This is a genomic window from Ensifer sp. ENS03 (assembly GCF_014852035.1).
Taxonomy (GTDB): domain Bacteria; phylum Pseudomonadota; class Alphaproteobacteria; order Rhizobiales; family Rhizobiaceae; genus Ensifer; species Ensifer adhaerens.
In genome coordinates this window covers 489594-505180 of record NZ_JACVAV010000002.1, presented here as the reverse complement: position 1 = coordinate 505180, position 15587 = coordinate 489594, and the positions used below count along the sequence as shown (strand labels likewise).

Sequence of the window (15587 nt, the reverse complement as noted above, 5' to 3'; positions counted from 1 at the left end):
AAATAGCGGATAAACGAGCGCGTATTCTCATCACTTCGGAAAATAATTCCGTAATCGGGGCGCGATGGACAAGCTCGGAACGCTCAGCATTTTCATTCAGGTGGCAGAGGCGGGCAGCTTCGTGGCCGCCGGGCATCGCCTAGGGCTTTCAGGTTCGGCCGTCGGCAAGGCGATCGCGCGGCTCGAAGACGAGATGGGCGTGCGCCTCTTCAACCGGTCGACGAGAAGCATGGCGCTGACCGAGGACGGCAGCTTCTTTCTCGACACCTGCCGCCGCATCCAGTCCGAATTCGAAACGGCCCAGGCGCAACTGTCACGCTCGCATGCGACGCCGCGCGGGCAATTGCGCGTCAGCCTGCCGCTCGCCGGCATGCTGCTGATGCCGACCATATCGGACTTCATGCGCGCCTATCCGCTGATCAATCTTGATCTCGATTTCACCGATCGGCTGGTCGATGTGATCGAGGAGGGCTTCGATGCGGTCATCCGCACCGGCGACGTGAAGGATACACGCCTGATGAGCCGCAAGCTCGGGACGTTCCGGCACCGGATCGTCGCTTCGCCGGAATATCTCGCGGCTCATGGGCGGCCGGAGGTGCCGGAGGACCTGCTTGGGCACCGCTGCCTTCATCACCGCTACGCCAATTCCGGCCGCCTTGAACCCTGGCCGATCGTTCGTGACGGGCGTGAGGTGAAGCTGGACCTGCCTGTGACCACGGTGGCGAGTACGCTCGACCCCTTGATCTTTCTTGCGGAGCGCTCCTTCGGCATCACCTGCCTGCCGCCCTTTGCCGTGTCGCCTGAACTGGCGGAAGGCAAGCTGGTCTCGCTGCTGGAAGATTACCTTCGCGAAACCGGCACGTTCCGCGTGCTTTGGCCGACCAATCGCTATCTTTCGCCAAAGGTGCGTGCCTTCGTCGATTTCATGGCGGAGAACCTGTTTGCCGCGTGACGGCCGGGCGGCACGGAACGTTCCCCCGGCGTCGATCCAGCCGTTGCTAAAGTGCTGCAAATGTCCGAAGCTTCGCTGACGCCATCGGGTCATGCGAGCCGGAGCAGATGCGCACCATGACAGACGCCTCTTCCATTCAGCCTGCCGCCAGCCATGATGCCCGCATCTGCCGGGGATGCTGGGACCAGATGCATGTGCCGATCCCGATCCGCGGGCCCTTGGCGCTGCCGTTCCGTGCCTTCGGTATTACCCGCAGCAAGATGAACCCGAACATCTGTACGATCTGCGAGCGCTCCTTCCGTTACGTAAAGAAGCAGAGTCACGTTGCGGCAAGTGCCACAATCCTGTTTGCCGACATCCGCGGGTTCACACATCTTTCGGAGCGGATCGAGCGGGTGCGCTTGAGCCAGATCGTCAGCCTGTTCCAGGATCGCTGCGCCCAGGCGATCTGGGCGCATGACGGCATCGTCAACAAGCAGATGGGCGACGGGCTGATGGCGATCTTCAACTTTCCGATCATCCGGAAAGACCATGCGCAAGCGGCGATCATGGCAGCACGCGATATCCAGCGTCTCTGCGCCGATGCACTCGGCCGCCTCGACCTCGACGACCTCGGCGAACGGCCGCTCGGGGTCGGCGTCGGCATTCATTCGGGCGAGGTCGAGATCGGCGAGTTCTCGACATTCCGCAGCGATTTCACCGCGATCGGCGGCACGGTCAACCTGGCCTCTAGGCTCGAATCCCAGGCCGAGGCGGGCGAGATTATCGTCTCGACCGAAACGGCGGGCCAGGCCGGGGAGCTGGCGTCAGGAGCGGCGACGCGGCTGCTGACGCTAAAGGGCATCGATCAGCCGGTCGCGGCGCGGGTCATCGCAAAGCAGAGCTGAGGCTCATTTGATCTTCCTGACGTCGCTGGCGATGAGGCCCCATTTCCAGCCGCGTCCGCTGATCGCCACCCGATCACGGGGCCAAAGACTGTCTCGAAGTTCGGACGAGTACCCGCAGAGTTGATCTGCCTGAAACGGCGGCTCGATGAGTTCGATGGAGTTCCAGCATTTTTTGGAACGGGCCATCGAGGCGACGGTGTAGATGCGCTCGACGTGGTTGCCCGCGACCAATGCGCCGGCCATCGGAACGCCCATCGTTACGATGATGTACCCCATCGCGAAGCCGAGGAACGGCACTATGGCGACAAACAAGGCTGTCTTTGGATCGGCGTAGGCATAATTCATGGAGTCCGGGCTGGTCGCGACCGCCAACAGGATCAGCGCGGAGCCACAGGCGCCGCCGATCAGAGCGGCTGTCCGGGTCAACTCCATCCATTCAGGTGAGGGGATATAGAGGTATCCGACAAACGCGCCAAGCATAGGGAGTGCAAAGAGCAAGAAGCAGGTTACGACGACATAACGCAGAAGCTTGGTGAAGAGTGGCTCTTTCGCAGGCTCAGGTGCGTCCATGGGATGTTCCGGATATGGGGCAGGTCGGTGGGCGGCAACCGTGCGATTGCGGACCAAGACGTCCCTCACCATCCGGCATCTCAAGACATAAGCTGTTTTCGATTGTGCATCAATATCGTCGCAACGTTCGGTTATTGTCGATCCGGGGAAGCGCGACCGAGCGAGGCAGGGCGAACTGCCCGCCGGGCGCGATGTGGCTTCCGTCCACGGATCGCCTACCTACATCGCACCTTCGTCGGTCAACGACATCACCTCGGCGACCTTGCCGCGGGAGACGAGGCAGCGCCACTTGGCGCGCTCGGGGCCGACGCCGATGATGACTTGCGTGTTGGCCTGCGACATCTCTGAGCTCAGCGTCGCAATGTCGGGGTTGTTGGTCTGCTTGACGACGGCCTGTTCGCAGGCGCGCTCGTCGGTCGGGTTTCCGCCGCGAAGCGCCGCTGCGGTCGCCTCCGATGTCGAGGGACGTGGAGGCGACGACGAGGATGACTGGGAGCAGGCCGACAGGCTGAGGAGAGCGAGAAGTGACGCGGTCGCGTAAGTCAAATGTCGCATGGACGTTCTCTCTCCATCTGGCGGCGGCGTGCGGATCAACGCCTGATTGCTTCAATTTTTCATGAAGGCGGCCGAGGCTCAATCGATCCGTCTGACATTGCCCGCAAACACGCCCCATCGCCAGCCCCGCCCCGTGATTGAAACGCGCGAGCCAGGGCCGAGCGGGCCTGCCAATTCCTTAGCAAGACCACAGAACCTGTTAGCCAGCACGGGGAGTTCGGCGACCGTGATACTGCTCGAGCATCTGAAGTCCGATTCACTCGACTTGACTGTGAAGGTGTGTTCGATACCGCTGCCGATGGCGAGAGCAACGAGCATCGGTCCGCCGAGCACCACGACCCTGTACCCGAGCCAGAAGCCAATAAATGGCGCGGCAAAAGTGAGCAAAACTGTCTTTGCACCCAGGCGCTGAAAGCGACCCGCAGCCCCCAGCGTGATCAACCATAAGAAATAGACTGCCGCGAGAATGCCGATCACGATAGCCGCCGACCCGCTCCAGTCAATCCAACTGGCTGTGGGGACGTAGGGATGTCCGAACAGTTCCGGCAAGACCGGCGAGACAGCAACGCCGACAAAGGAGAGGAAGAGGCAGCCCGACATTTTGGAACCCCGTGACGGCTTCGCTTGCTCGAGCATATTCATCTACTTTCTTGGAACCGATCTACTTTGATTGCAGCCGTTGTGCAGGCTGGAGCCGCCAGACTGTTTCTTGCCTTGGGGTTGCCATCTCGTGGTGGTGCGAGCTCCTACGCCCAAAGGTCGCGCACACAGCGGCCGTCGGATGGTAGGTCTTCGAAGGTGACCAGGCCATCGAAATGGTCGATGGGAAGGTTTGCGACCCGGTCCAGCGCCGCCAGCCTGAGATTGACGGCGATGCGCCGGCGGCCACGTTCGTCAAGGTGCAGGCTGCGCCAGGCGACAACGCCGGCGCAGGTGGGGCAGAACAGGATTTCGAGCGTCGGGTCCTTCTCGTCGGCGCGGGTATAGGCGCTGAGTTCGCCGCTGACTGCGATGCGCTCGCCTTCGTAGTCATAGGCCCAGAGCGTGCCGTAGCGGTGGCAGAGCGTGCAGTTGCAGGCGGTGATCGGTCCGGGGTCGCCTTTGAGCGTCCACTTCGCATTGCCGCAGTGACATGAGCCGTCAAGCATGAGCCGCTCCCGCTATTGTACCGAGGCGGCATAGTGCCCCGATGGCGGGATGTCCGCAATCGGGGCCGGATATCAATCTCGCTCGCGCTTGTGCGCCAAGACAGCGTCGATGAAGGGAGCCTTCGAGGCGAGGTACTCGCCGATGCCATGCTGGTTCGTGGCTTCGAGGTGCAGCTTCAGCGCCTGATAGCGGGCGCTGAGGTCCGGATCCTGCCGCAGAAGATCGCGAAACCGCAGCATTCTTGCAATCTGCCAATGTCCTGACCGGCACACATGGACCTTGTGGGTTCGAACGCCATTGACGTCGCGCCGATAGAAGTGGTGGTCCTGCGAAAGGTCCGTGCCGCGAACATATCCAAGCGATTTCATCCGCTCCGTCACATCGCCCACGTCGCGATGCTCGGACACCTCGACCAGAAGGTCGATTTCCGGCTTCGCGGCGAGACCGGGGACGGCGGTGCTGCCGACATGGTGGATCGTGACGAGCGCATTTGCGAATACGCTGCGGATGCGCTGCTGCTCGGAGAGAAACAGATCGGGCCATCGCGGATCATAGACTGAAATCTGGCTGGTCAGCGGCACGGCGGCTTGCTCCGGGTTCTTGACGGTGGTGTCATGGTAGCACCCGGAACGAATTCATGGACCTTCCCCCGCCTGGACGGAGGAAGGTCGTTTGGTCGGATCGTGCCACCGCCTAGTTGCGGTCGAGCCGCATGACCTTTTCATCGCCGAGGACCATGCCGGTCTCGCGGAAACCGAAGCGGTGGTAGAGGGCGTGGGCGCGGGTGTTTTCCGGGTAGACGCCGAGATAGATGTCGCCGCATTCAGGGATCTTGGCCATGTGGTCCAGGAGGGCTGCGAGCGCCTTGGCGCCATAGCCCTTGCCCTGGTGGCGGGCATCGATCATCAGCCGGTAGATCCAGTGGTTGCCGTCATCGGGGTCGAGCGCATACATGGCGAAACCCACCGGCGCGCCTTCGGCCATCACGGCAAAACCGACGCATTCGGGGCGTTCGCCGAGTTCTTCGAGAGATTCGTCGTTGCTGGCGATGAAATCCATCTGGTTTTCGTGAACGTCGAGCCTTCGGATGACGTCGGCATCGACGGTATCGACGGGCAGGAGTGTAATCGTCATTCGGTCCTCGTGGTCGACGCTGTGGCCTGGGCGGCAGTCTCTGTCTAATCCCGTCTGCGGTCACCTTCTCCCCGCGGGGCGAGCGGGGAGAAGGGACCTTGCAGCGCTCTCGGCGTCCACATCCTGCGCCTGGGCGCGAGCGGTTCCCTCTGCGGGGCGGGCAGGGGAACCGAAGGGTAGGCGGAGCCGGGCCGCTGCCATTCCCTTTCCCGATCAGCGGGCGAGGGAGTTGGGGGCAAGGAACCGGAGGGACGGTGACACGCGTCCAGCCTGGCAAAGCGTCAATAACAATCTGATTTATACGTTTTCAGTTTCTGCCGTACCGGCCGGGCCGCTCGAGGCGCCGAAATCCGGAAAGCGAGCCCTTCTCCAACGGGCGCATTACCGCAACATTGCGATGGCAAGAAAGAAACGCCTTCGCGCCAGCCGCTCAGGTTTCTTCGATGATGCGTGGCTCTGCTTTGCCCGTCCATTCAAAGGTGATGGTGTGGCCCTGGCGGACGTTCTGGATGACCGAGGGGCGGAAGACGGCGAGGCACGTGCCCTCGGGATCACGGGCCGACGGATAGATCAGGCCGTTGCCGCCTTCGGCAAGAATGGTGGCGGCGAGCGCCTGGCCGGCGGGGTAGGCCACGGCGGTGTCGGGGGAGAGATAGGCGGCGTCCACTTCGCCGCGCACGTCATGGAAGCGGCAGGTGAAGCCGGCGATCAGTTCGCGGTAGCGACCGATGTCATGAAAGCTGCCGGCCTCGCGAAGCGCCCGGGTGCGGTGATAGACGATCTCCGCCTGGCAGGTCTGGAGTGCGCGCGGGCCGAAGGCACAATACCAGGCGCCGCGCTCCTCGCCGTTGAAGCGGTTGCCTGGAGGCCGGGCATGGCAGAAGGCGGCATTGATCAGCGACCAGCCGTAGCCGAAGGTCTCGTTCAGGAGTTCGGCAGGATCGACGCTGATGGGCAGAGCGAGCGGGCTCAGCCGCGCCGAGGTCATCGCCTCCAGCCGGTTGAGGATCTCGATCTCGTCGTCATCGTCGGCGAGCGGCTTGACCGCGGGCTCGTCGATATAGGCGGTCGAGATCAGCCGGACGGTTGCCGGCTCGTTGAAGTCGATTTCCGGCAGCGCGATCATAGGCCGCCGCGCAACCCGTCGAGATAGCGCCTGACCTTCATCATCACGGGAATGCCGCCCTCGATCATCAGGTCGACCGGCGAGCGGCCGGAAAACAGCGGGCCGGTGTTGACCGCCTTCGGCCATTGATAGGTAAGCGGCCCGTTGAAGAACAGCCGCAGGCCCTTGAAGATGCCGACGATCAGGCTCGCGCGCATGCGCTTGTCCTGGTCGAGCCTGCCCTTGAAGTCGCCGGCCTTCATGCGGTTCCAGGTGGCGATCGGCACGTCGAAGAGCTGGGCCGCCTCCCTATTGGTGAGATTCCAGAGGTCGCAGGCTTTCACCACCGCCTTTACGATCACAGCTTCTTCCTGCCGGGCGGGTGCGAAAGCCGGTTGCGCCAGCGCCATAAATGTCTCCTATGCGGTGACTGAGTGTATCATATGATATGAAATGGCGATGTTGGGCGGAAAGTCAAGGGGTGGCCGGCTGATGCCTGTTTGCACTGCCGAGCGAACGCGCCCGGCTCTGCCCCTCACCCTAACGCTCTGCCCGCCAGCGGGGAGAGGGGACATGGACGACGGGGGCACCGTCACTCGGCGGCTGATCTCACAAACCCAAGGTAGGCCAGGTTTCTGTGAGGGGGGAGCGGGTGACCACGTCTCCTTCTCGCCGTCGTGACGGGGAGAAGGTCCCGGCAGGGGGTGAGGGGCAGCGCTTCTGCTGCAAAAGGGCCATCCTCAAACCTGTCGAGGCTCTCGGCGCTTGGATCGCCCTTCACCTGACGTGGCGCAGAGGTCGCCGCGCGCGTTGCGTCGCCATCCGTTGAGATGGCGCGGTCTCCATCACGGCAATTCGATTTTACTCGGTTGGCGGCGGCCGATAGGCTTTTCGGCACAGTTGATGGGAGAGAGAGCCATGAAGCGCGCATTAGCAGCAATCGCATTCGCCTTGGCCTGTTCCGGCGCGGCCTATGCGCAGGACACCAGCATGAGTTTCTTCGTCACCAGCGTGAACCCCGGAAAGGGCGGCGATCTGGGCGGCCTCACCGGGGCGGACGCCTATTGCGATACGCTCGCCAAGGCAGCGGGGGCGACGGGCAAGAGCTGGAAGGCCTATCTTTCCACCGACGCTGAGAACGCCAAGGACCGGATCGGCGCAGGCCCCTGGTACAACGCCAAGGGCGAGAAGATCGCCGATGATGTCGCATCGCTCCACAGCGACAAGAACAACCTGACGAAGCAGACGGCGCTCAATGAAAAGGGCGAGGTGATCAACGGGCGCGGCGATACGCCCAACCGCCACGACATTCTGACGGGCTCGAAAGCCGATGGCACGGCGGCACCGGACACCTGCGGCAACTGGACGATGGGCGGCGCCGACGGCGCGGCGATCGTCGGCCACAGCGACCGCACCGGATTGAACGATTCCGCCGAGGCCAAATCCTGGAACTCTTCACACGCGACGCGGGGCGGCTGCACCGTCGAGGCCTTCAAGGGCACCGGCGGCGAGGGGCTGTTCTATTGCTTCGCTGCGAAATAGGTCGTGTTGACAAAGTAGTTTTCGGCCCGTGGTCGCGCGGTTGGCGAGCTACGACTGCTTTTCTGCGTCCCCCAGAAAAGGATCGATGCCGATTTGGTGGAGCCTTTTACGGGCTTCCACAGAGGCCTGCCTGATGTCGGGATTTTCTTCTACCGCTCTTCCATACCAATATTTTGCGGCGTGCAGGTCGCCAAGGTTCTCATAGCACTCCCCCAGTCGCTCTCCGAGATATCCGGCATCCAGCGACTGGTCGCCATCTGCCATGAAAAGATAAATCTTGATGGCGTCCGCTGCATTCCCGCTTGCGATCAATTCTTTTGCTCGGCGCTCTAAATGATTGAAGTCATACACGACTTTGTCTCCAGCAACGCAACTTGGGTGCGGTTTTCCTAAAAAGCAGTGTTGAAACATGCCCGAGCCGGTTTGCGAAGCCACTCTGTCAACACGGCCTAGGGCGCTTTCAGCTTATCGTAACGCGCAAGGGACACGCCTTGGTTTCATCCTGACGGCCCGGACACTCGGCCCGGGTCGCAGGTCCGTTCCCACGTGCGTCAGACATGCGGCCCGAGCAGCGACAGGTCGGCCTCGCCGAGCCGGTCTTTGGCGGTCCAGAGCTGATGCCAGTAAGGGTAGATCACCGGCGGCAGGCTGACGGCGTCGAGCAGTTCCTTCTCCTCATCGGTGAGCTTCAGGTTTGCGGCAGCGAGATTGTCGCTGAACTGCGCCTCAGTGCGGCCGCCGATGATGACTGATGTGACGCCCTTGCGGCCGATCAGCCAGGCGAGCGCAACTTGCGCCGGCGACACGCCGCGCTCGGCGGCGATGGCAACGAGCATGTCGACGATCTTCCAGAGCCGCTCCTCGTCGCGGATCGGCGGCTCCTTCCAGCCGGCAAGCTGGCGGGTGCCTTCCGGTGTCTCGTTTCGCCGGTGCTTGCCGGAGAGAAGTCCGCCGGCAAGCGGGCTCCAGACGAGCACGCCGAGCCCCTGGTCGATGGCGATCGGCATCAGCTCGTATTCAGCCTCGCGGGCCTCGAGCGTGTAGTGGATTTGCTGGCTGATGAAGCGCTGGCGGCCTTCGAGCGCGCTGACGCCGAGCGCCTTCATGATGTGCCAGCCGGAATAGTTGGAGCAGCCGATATAGCGGACCTTACCGCTGCGAACGAGGCTGTCGAGCGCCTCCATCGTTTCTTCGAGCGGTGTTAGGCCGTCCCATTCATGCACCTGGTAGAGATCGATGACGTCGATGTTCAGTCGCTTCAGGCTCGCCTCGCAAGCGGCAATCAGGTGCTGGCGCGAGAGCCCGCCGTCGTTCGGCCCCGGCCCCATCGAAAAGCGCGCCTTGGTGGCGACGAGCACACCGCCTTTGCGCTGACCGCCGAGGACCTCGCCGATGATCTCCTCGCAATGGCCGGTCGAATAGATGTCGGCCGTGTCGATCAGGTTGACGCCGGCATCGAGGCAGAGGTCGACATAGCGGCGCGCCTCCTTCAGCCCGACATTGCCGACCTCGGCGAACTTGCCGCGGCCGCCGATCGTCATTGTGCCCATGGTGATGACAGAGATTTTCAGGCCGGAACGGCCGAGCAGCCGGTATTCCATGGTCTCTGGTCCTTTGCTGGTGGGGAAACGGGAACGCAAGCTTCACCGGATGAAAGCCGAAGGCGACAGCGGCGGTCAAGTGGCGCTCAAAGAGGCCGCGTCCGCGGCGCGGGCCCAGTGTGTAGGCCTGCAACACTCTGCAATCGGATGTTGCGGTGGTTGCAGCTCCGGTTTCTTAGGGCTGGCTTGAACACGGCAAAATGTTATCGTTTCGTCGAGAGATTAAGGGGAATCACTCGATGAGCGTTGTAAAGCGTCTGTTGTCCGCATCGGCAACCGTTGCGGGCCTGTGTTGCGTTGCGGCGCCCTTGACGGCGAATGCGGCCGAAAACGGTGCCGGCTTCTATCTGCTCGGCGCACGTGGCCCGATGGCCGGCCTTTTGGCGCCGCCCGGGACCTATTTCCAGAACGACACCTACTTCTATGTGGGCGAGCTCAAGGGCAACAAGCAGCTTCCGCTCGGTGGCGAGATCGTCGGCGAGGTCGATGCGACGCTGATCGGCATCTTCGGCACCGGCCTCTGGGTGATGCCCGAAGAAGTGCTCGGCGGCAATCTCGGCTTCACCGCGATCGTGCCCTTCGGGGGGCCGGATATCGACGCTACGCTTTCGGCGCCAAGGGCCGGTCGCTCGGCCTCGGTCAGCGATTCTATCTTCACTATCGGCGACCCCGTGTTGGGCGCGGTTCTCGGCTGGCACGAGGGCGATTTCCACTGGACGGCGAACGCCTCGGTCAACGTGCCGATCGGCGACTACCAGAAGGGGCAGCTCGCCAATCTCTCGTTCAACCGCTGGGCTGGCGACTTCACGCTCGCCGGCACTTGGTTCAATCCGGAAACGGGCTTCGACATCTCGGGCGCCGCGGGCTTCACCTTCAACGGCGAGAACCCGGCGACGGACTACCGCACAGGTACGGAATTCCACGCGGAATGGGCCGTTACCAAGCACTTCGGCCAGGAGTTCTCCGCCGGCGTTGCAGGCTACTTCTACCAGCAGGTGACCGGCGACAGTGGCGCCGGCGCAAGGCTCGGCCCGTTCAAGGGCCGTATTGCCGCGATCGGCGGCACCATGGGCTACAATTTCAAGATGGCCGAGACGCCGGTATCGCTGACGCTCAAGGTCTTCCAGGAATTTGGCGCCAAGAACCGGCCAGAAGGCACGGCCGGTTTCGTCACCATCGCCTTCCCGATCGGCACGCCGCCGGCCCAGGTGAAGTAGGCTTGAGCCAAGCCTCGCATGCCCCGCCGGTGCCGTTTTCGACCGGCGGAGGCATGGATGACGCGTGACCTTCGTGCCGGTCTGGAAACGACCGATCGCGGCAGGGTTCGCGTGCGGCGACGTTGCTTTATCTCCCGATCGGCGCATACTGCCGCCTTCGCTGGGCAGGATGCGGCTCCGGCGGCTGTAAGATCGTTCGCGTTTTCGTCCCGATACGGGCGGTCGCGGAATGCCTCGGACGGCCAGGCCACAGGCGCTTCTCCTGCACGCAATGGACCGGATCGATCAGGCCTTCGCCGAGATCGGGTGTCCATGCAACGGCGATTGGGCGGAAGCAAGTGCCACGCGTCACTTCCGCCGCAGCCGGCGGGCATTCGTAAGAGCGTCCGCCCTGAAAGGCACAATTGGTTTCGACCCGCGGTTGGCGGCGTACGCGGATAGCGGCGCGCCGGCCCTTGGCAGCCAGGAGGTTTCAATGCAGGAGTTTGCACGCGAACCGGACGGCCCGATCGGCCCCGACGATCTTGATATGCTGCAACGCACCTTCGACCGGGTCTGCATCTGGTGCGACATCCCGCGCTACGGCAAACGTGCCGACCGGCTGGCCCGCCACATCACGGGCCAGTTCCGCAGGGGCATTGCCGACGAGCGCGTGCTGTTCGAAAACGCCATGTGGCTGGAGCAGCAGGGTAGTTCAACGCGGCATCGCGCCGACACTTGACGCCGGCGGCGCCTGAAGCACATCGCGATTTTCAGATTGAGTTGTCTATCGCAAACCGCTGCGCCCTTTTGCGCGACATTCTCTAGATCTCGAAGAACCGCTCCGGCATCAGGTTCCGGTAGGGGAACATATGGAAATACGGACGGGCCTCCGTGAGCACCCGGCGGACGGACGCGCGTTCGAGCAGCCGTTCGAAATAGACCGCCAGATGCGGATGGGTCTCATCGAAGGGCTCGACGATGCCGCCATAAAAGAGAGCCGGGGTGGCGGCGCAATCGGCAAGGCTGAAGGCATCGCCCGCGGCAAATTCATGCGTGGCGAAGTGCTTGTCGGCCATGCCATAGGCCAAGCCAAGCGCGGCGCGGGCATCGGCAACGCCGCGGTGGTCGCTTTCACCTGGCGCCCGCAGCGTGTCAGTGACGATCTTCTGCATCGGCACGTGGATGTAGTTGTCGAAGAAGCGATCCCAGAGCCGGGCTTTCAGAGCCATATCGGGGTCATCGGGGATCAGCCGCTGGCGTCCCGGATAATGGCGGTCGAGATATTCGATGATGATCGACGTCTCCGGCATCACCACGTCGCGAGCGCTGTCCGTCAAGACCGGCATCTTGCCGACCGGCCACAGCGCCGCGAAGCGGGCCGCTTCTTCCGGGTCGAGCAGGTCGACCAGGCTGCTTTTGAACGGGGTCTCGTTTTCGTAAAGCGCGATGAGCACCTTGTGGCAGAAGGAAGCGAGTGGATGCTGGTAAAGCGTGAGGGACATGCGCGTATTCTCCAGTGCGGAAGGGACGCTTGCGGATCGGTCGTCAGGTCTTTACGTGCCCGCTTATCGCAAAACCGGTCCTGTTTCGCAATCGGTTTTCGGGGTTCATGGCCAAAAGATCGGGGCCCGTGGCGCAGAACGGCGGCAGCCGCGCCGGATACGCGCCGATTTTTTGGGGACGCCATGCTGATCGATTCCAAGCGGTTAGCGCCGGAAAAGGACGCGCACGCGTAAAGACTTGCCGCCATCGTGCCCGGCTACCATTGAAAGCGCAAAAGCTGCCCTAGAATTAATAGAACAAGGGCGTCGCAACGCTCGGCGCCCGTCGTCATCGCGACAGGGGAGGATTGCCGATGCGCTGCTTCACGGTACTTGGGCCCTCGCAGACCGGAAAGACCACGCTGGCAGACAAGCTGGCCGGTCTGGAGGGGGCCTCCAGAAAAGCTGCTTCACCCTACGGATTGAACCTCACGGAATTCGAATTTGGCGGCGAAGCCTGGTGTGCGCTCGACGCACCCGGCGGCACCGAGGCGCTGGGACACGCCCAGCACGCGCTGATCGCCAGCGACGCCTGCGTGCTCTGCGTTTCGCCGGTGCCGGAGGAGGCGGTGCTGGCCGCGCCCTATCTGAAGGCAATCGAGGCGTCGGGCACGCCCTGCATTCTCTTCATCAACCGCATGGACGAGCCGCAGGGGCGGCTGCGCGACGTGATCGCCGCGCTTCAGGACTATTCCGGCCACATGCTGCTCCTGCGCCAGGTGCCGATCCGCGAAGGCGACAAGATCGTCGGCACCTGCGACCTGATCTCCGAGCGCGCCTGGCGCTACCGCGAGGGACAGACCTCGGCGCTGATCGAAATCCCCGACACGGTGATGGATCGGGAAAAGGAGGCGCGGGCCGAGCTGCTCGAACATTTCTCTGAATTCGACGACTGGCTGCTCGAAGAGCTGATCGAGGACCGGGCGCCGGCCAACGACACGATCTATGCGATCTCCACGCGGCTCTTGAAGGAAAACCGCATCATCCCGGTGCTGGTGGGCGCTGCAAGCCACGCCAACGGCATTCTGCGGCTGATGAAGGCGCTGCGCCACGAGGCGCCTCAGGTCGACGCGCTTCGAAAGAGACTGGCTGAGGCCGGACCGATCGCCGAGACGGCGCTTTCGGCCGTCAGCTTCCACGCCTATCACAAGGCGAATGTCGGCAAGACAGTGCTGGTCAGGGCGCTGGCATCCGGTATCAAGCAGGGCGCGACGCTCGGCGGCGGCAGCCTCGGCTCGCTGCAGGACCCGGCGACCGGCAAGCCGCTGCCGAACGCCACGCCGGAGGCGGGCGCGATCTTTGCCGCTGTCAAGGCCGACCATCTGCCAGTGCCGGCGCTGCTTGCCGCCAGCAGCACCGCCGAGGCGCCGGACTGGACGCTGCCGCCGACGCCGATGCTGGTGCGCATATTGGTGCCCGACAGCGAGCGCGACGAGACCAAGCTCTCGGGCACGCTTGCCAAGCTCGCCGAGACCGACCGCGCACTCGCGGTCATGCAGGAGGAAGGCAGCGGCGCGCAGCTCGTCTGCGTGCAGGGGCCGATGCACCTGCGCGACCTCTGCAAGACGCTCGCCGACGTCTTCCATGTCGGCGTCACCGACCGGCCGCCGAGCCCAACCTATCGCGAGACCGTGCTGAAACCCTCCGACGTGCACTACCGCCACCGCAAGCAGACGGGCGGTGCCGGGCAGTTCGCCGACGTCAAGCTCAGCGTGCACCCGAACGAGCGCGGCGCCGGCTTCTCTTTCGCCGAGACGGTGAAGGGCGGGGCGGTGCCGCGCAACTTCATCCCGGCGATCGAGGCCGGCGCCCGCGAAGCGATGGAGAAGGGGCCGCTCGGCTTTCAGGTGATCGATGTCGGCGTGACCCTGACGGACGGTCAGCACCATGCGGTCGACAGCAACGACTTCGCCTTCCGCGCGGCCGCCAAGATGGGCGTGCGCCAGGCGCTGTCGCAGGCCTCGGCCGTTCTGATGCAGCCGGTCATCCGCGTCGAGATCCACATCCCCTCGATCTATTCCGGCAGCCTGGTGCCGATCGTCTCCACCTACAAGGGCCAGGTGCTCGGCTTCGACCGTGACGAGACCGCCAAGGGCTGGGACATCTTTCGCGCCCTGGTGCCGGGATCGGCGCTCGACGATCTTGCCCGGACGCTAAGGGCCGCGACGCAAGGCATCGGCTACTTCTCCAAGAGCTTCGACCATTTCGAGGAGCTCTACGGCAAGGAGGCGGATGCGGTAATCCACGCGCATGGGACACAGCAGGCGGGGTGATCGTCTATGAGAGCAGCGGCTTGGCGCGATGCACCATGACCGCGCCGAGCAATTTTAGTCGCGCATCAACGTCGCTTCGGTGGCGAATTCATTGCCGCGCAATCACGGAGCGTATTTGTCGTCGCGATAGGTCTCGCCTATTCCCCGGACCGCGACGGGCAAGGTCAAGTGCGCGGGTCGCCTTCCGTGAGGTTGCTTTCAAGGCCCCAACCCGGCATCGCCGTTCTGCGGATACAGTCTCCGACATCACGCTCTCTCGACTTCGTGTAAAGGCGGATCGGCGCGGTAGTCCGCGAGCAACCGCTGATCGGTCCTGGGTTCGGCTGCGTTTTCACTACTTCAGAATGGTGTGCTGGTCATCGAAGATCAGGTCGTGGCGCTGCGCGCATGGGGTGGGGCCGGAGGAGGCGATCCAGCTTTCTGAGGGATCCGACGCGCTTGACAAAGGCGCCGATAAATTATTTATAACCATCCGGTCGGAAATAAATCGGATGAAGCCATGGGCCGGAAACGCGCAATTGATCAACAGCAGGTGCTGGATGCCGCCGAACGGGTCGTCGGTCGTGATGGCGCTGCCAACCTGACTGTCGATGCCGTCGCCAGGGAAGCCGGCGTCAGCAAGGCGAGTGTGCTTTATGACTATAAGTCCAAGCAGGCGCTGATCGAGGCCGTCGTCGACCGGGCGTTTGAGCGCGACAACGCACACCATGCGCAGGTCGAGCAGAAGATCGGAGACATTCAGGATCGAGCGGTCAGGGGGCGCATCGTTGCTGCGGCCGAACCGCCGCCCGAGGAATTCCGGGCGGTGGCACTGAACCTCAGCGCGGCGCTTACGCTCGATGCCGGTTTGCGCCGGAAGATGCAGGCAAGCCAGGATGCGACGATCGCGAGAATTCTCCAGAACTCCCAGTCGCCGCGCGGGGCGTTGCTTGCCTATCTCGCGCTCGAGGGTCTCAAGTTCCTCGAATATCTCGACTTTCACCATTTTGCGCGTGCAGACCGCGACGAGGTGCTGCGCGAAATCAACTGGCTCGTGACTGCAACCCCGCAGGCAGCCGATCTTCCGGACGAGCGCTAAG

18 protein-coding genes are annotated in these 15587 nt (G+C 63.3%); 7 read left to right on the top strand and 11 right to left on the bottom strand.

Going from position 1 to position 15587, the window contains the following annotated elements:
- Positions 1-64: 64 nt before the first annotated feature.
- Together IB263_RS09155 and IB263_RS09150 are read left to right on the top strand one after the other, a co-directional pair.
- Positions 65-952, top strand: a complete 888-nt coding sequence (locus tag IB263_RS09155; protein ID WP_060516075.1) for a LysR family transcriptional regulator — start codon at positions 65-67, stop codon at positions 950-952.
- A gap of 116 nt (positions 953-1068) precedes the next feature.
- Entirely contained in the window at positions 1069-1839 is a 771-nt protein-coding gene (locus IB263_RS09150; protein ID WP_060516188.1) for an adenylate/guanylate cyclase domain-containing protein, read from the top strand.
- Between the two features lie 3 nt (positions 1840-1842).
- On the opposite strand, the gene IB263_RS09145 is transcribed toward IB263_RS09150, so the two are convergent.
- From IB263_RS09145 to IB263_RS34045, 8 genes are all read right to left on the bottom strand, one after another.
- Positions 1843-2409: a hypothetical protein gene (locus IB263_RS09145; protein WP_060516076.1), complete on the bottom strand. Its 567-nt coding sequence runs from the start codon at positions 2407-2409 to the stop codon at positions 1843-1845.
- A gap of 219 nt (positions 2410-2628) precedes the next feature.
- Positions 2629-2964 carry a hypothetical protein gene (locus IB263_RS09140; protein WP_060516077.1) on the bottom strand — a complete coding sequence of 112 codons (336 nt, stop codon included), beginning with the start codon at positions 2962-2964 and terminating at the stop codon, positions 2629-2631.
- Positions 2965-3042: 78 nt separating this feature from the next.
- Entirely contained in the window at positions 3043-3606 is a 564-nt protein-coding gene (locus IB263_RS09135; protein WP_113553148.1) for a hypothetical protein, read from the bottom strand.
- Positions 3607-3710: 104 nt separating this feature from the next.
- Positions 3711-4112 (bottom strand): GFA family protein, encoded by a 402-nt coding sequence (locus IB263_RS09130; protein ID WP_113553149.1) that lies wholly within the window; start codon positions 4110-4112, stop codon positions 3711-3713.
- A 72-nt stretch (positions 4113-4184) separates the two neighbouring features.
- Complete coding sequence (locus tag IB263_RS09125; protein ID WP_089043558.1) at positions 4185-4694, bottom strand: GrpB family protein; 510 nt, start codon at positions 4692-4694, stop codon at positions 4185-4187.
- Positions 4695-4806: 112 nt separating this feature from the next.
- Positions 4807-5247 carry a GNAT family N-acetyltransferase gene (locus IB263_RS09120; protein ID WP_060516081.1) on the bottom strand — a complete coding sequence of 147 codons (441 nt, stop codon included), beginning with the start codon at positions 5245-5247 and terminating at the stop codon, positions 4807-4809.
- Between the two features lie 430 nt (positions 5248-5677).
- On the bottom strand, positions 5678-6373 hold the full coding sequence (locus tag IB263_RS09115; RefSeq protein WP_192438352.1) for an RES family NAD+ phosphorylase: 696 nt from the start codon (positions 6371-6373) through the stop codon (positions 5678-5680).
- The gene (locus IB263_RS34045) at positions 6370-6762 is read right to left on the bottom strand and encodes an antitoxin Xre-like helix-turn-helix domain-containing protein (RefSeq protein ID WP_034793180.1); all 393 of its coding nucleotides are present in this window, start codon (positions 6760-6762) and stop codon (positions 6370-6372) included. Before IB263_RS34045 ends, IB263_RS09115 begins: the two co-directional genes overlap by 4 nt.
- 508 nt (positions 6763-7270) lie before the next feature.
- Here IB263_RS34045 and IB263_RS09105 point away from each other — a divergent pair.
- A complete protein-coding gene (locus IB263_RS09105; protein WP_060516083.1) occupies positions 7271-7894 on the top strand; it encodes a hypothetical protein in 624 nt (207 codons plus the stop codon).
- Between the two features lie 48 nt (positions 7895-7942).
- Here IB263_RS09105 and IB263_RS09100 read toward each other — a convergent pair whose 3' ends face one another.
- Positions 7943-8245 (bottom strand): tol-pal system YbgF family protein, encoded by a 303-nt coding sequence (locus IB263_RS09100; protein WP_226020591.1) that lies wholly within the window; start codon positions 8243-8245, stop codon positions 7943-7945.
- A 200-nt stretch (positions 8246-8445) separates the two neighbouring features.
- Positions 8446-9495, bottom strand: coding sequence for an aldo/keto reductase (locus IB263_RS09095; protein ID WP_192438349.1), 1050 nt, complete (start codon positions 9493-9495; stop codon positions 8446-8448).
- Positions 9496-9734: 239 nt separating this feature from the next.
- On the opposite strand from IB263_RS09095, the gene IB263_RS09090 reads away from it, so the two are divergent.
- Positions 9735-10712: a transporter gene (locus IB263_RS09090; RefSeq protein WP_034793194.1), complete on the top strand. Its 978-nt coding sequence runs from the start codon at positions 9735-9737 to the stop codon at positions 10710-10712.
- Between the two features lie 475 nt (positions 10713-11187).
- On the top strand, positions 11188-11433 hold the full coding sequence (locus IB263_RS09085) for a hypothetical protein (RefSeq protein WP_113294729.1): 246 nt from the start codon (positions 11188-11190) through the stop codon (positions 11431-11433).
- Positions 11434-11515: 82 nt separating this feature from the next.
- Here the strand turns inward: IB263_RS09085 and IB263_RS09080 are convergent, their stop codons facing one another.
- Positions 11516-12196 carry a glutathione S-transferase family protein gene (locus IB263_RS09080; RefSeq protein WP_192438347.1) on the bottom strand — a complete coding sequence of 227 codons (681 nt, stop codon included), beginning with the start codon at positions 12194-12196 and terminating at the stop codon, positions 11516-11518.
- Between the two features lie 353 nt (positions 12197-12549).
- On the opposite strand from IB263_RS09080, the gene IB263_RS09075 reads away from it, so the two are divergent.
- Together IB263_RS09075 and IB263_RS09070 are read left to right on the top strand one after the other, a co-directional pair.
- On the top strand, positions 12550-14508 hold the full coding sequence (locus IB263_RS09075) for an elongation factor G (RefSeq protein WP_192438345.1): 1959 nt from the start codon (positions 12550-12552) through the stop codon (positions 14506-14508).
- Between the two features lie 499 nt (positions 14509-15007).
- Positions 15008-15586 carry a TetR/AcrR family transcriptional regulator gene (locus IB263_RS09070; RefSeq protein WP_060583254.1) on the top strand — a complete coding sequence of 193 codons (579 nt, stop codon included), beginning with the start codon at positions 15008-15010 and terminating at the stop codon, positions 15584-15586.
- Position 15587: the final 1 nt, after the last annotated feature.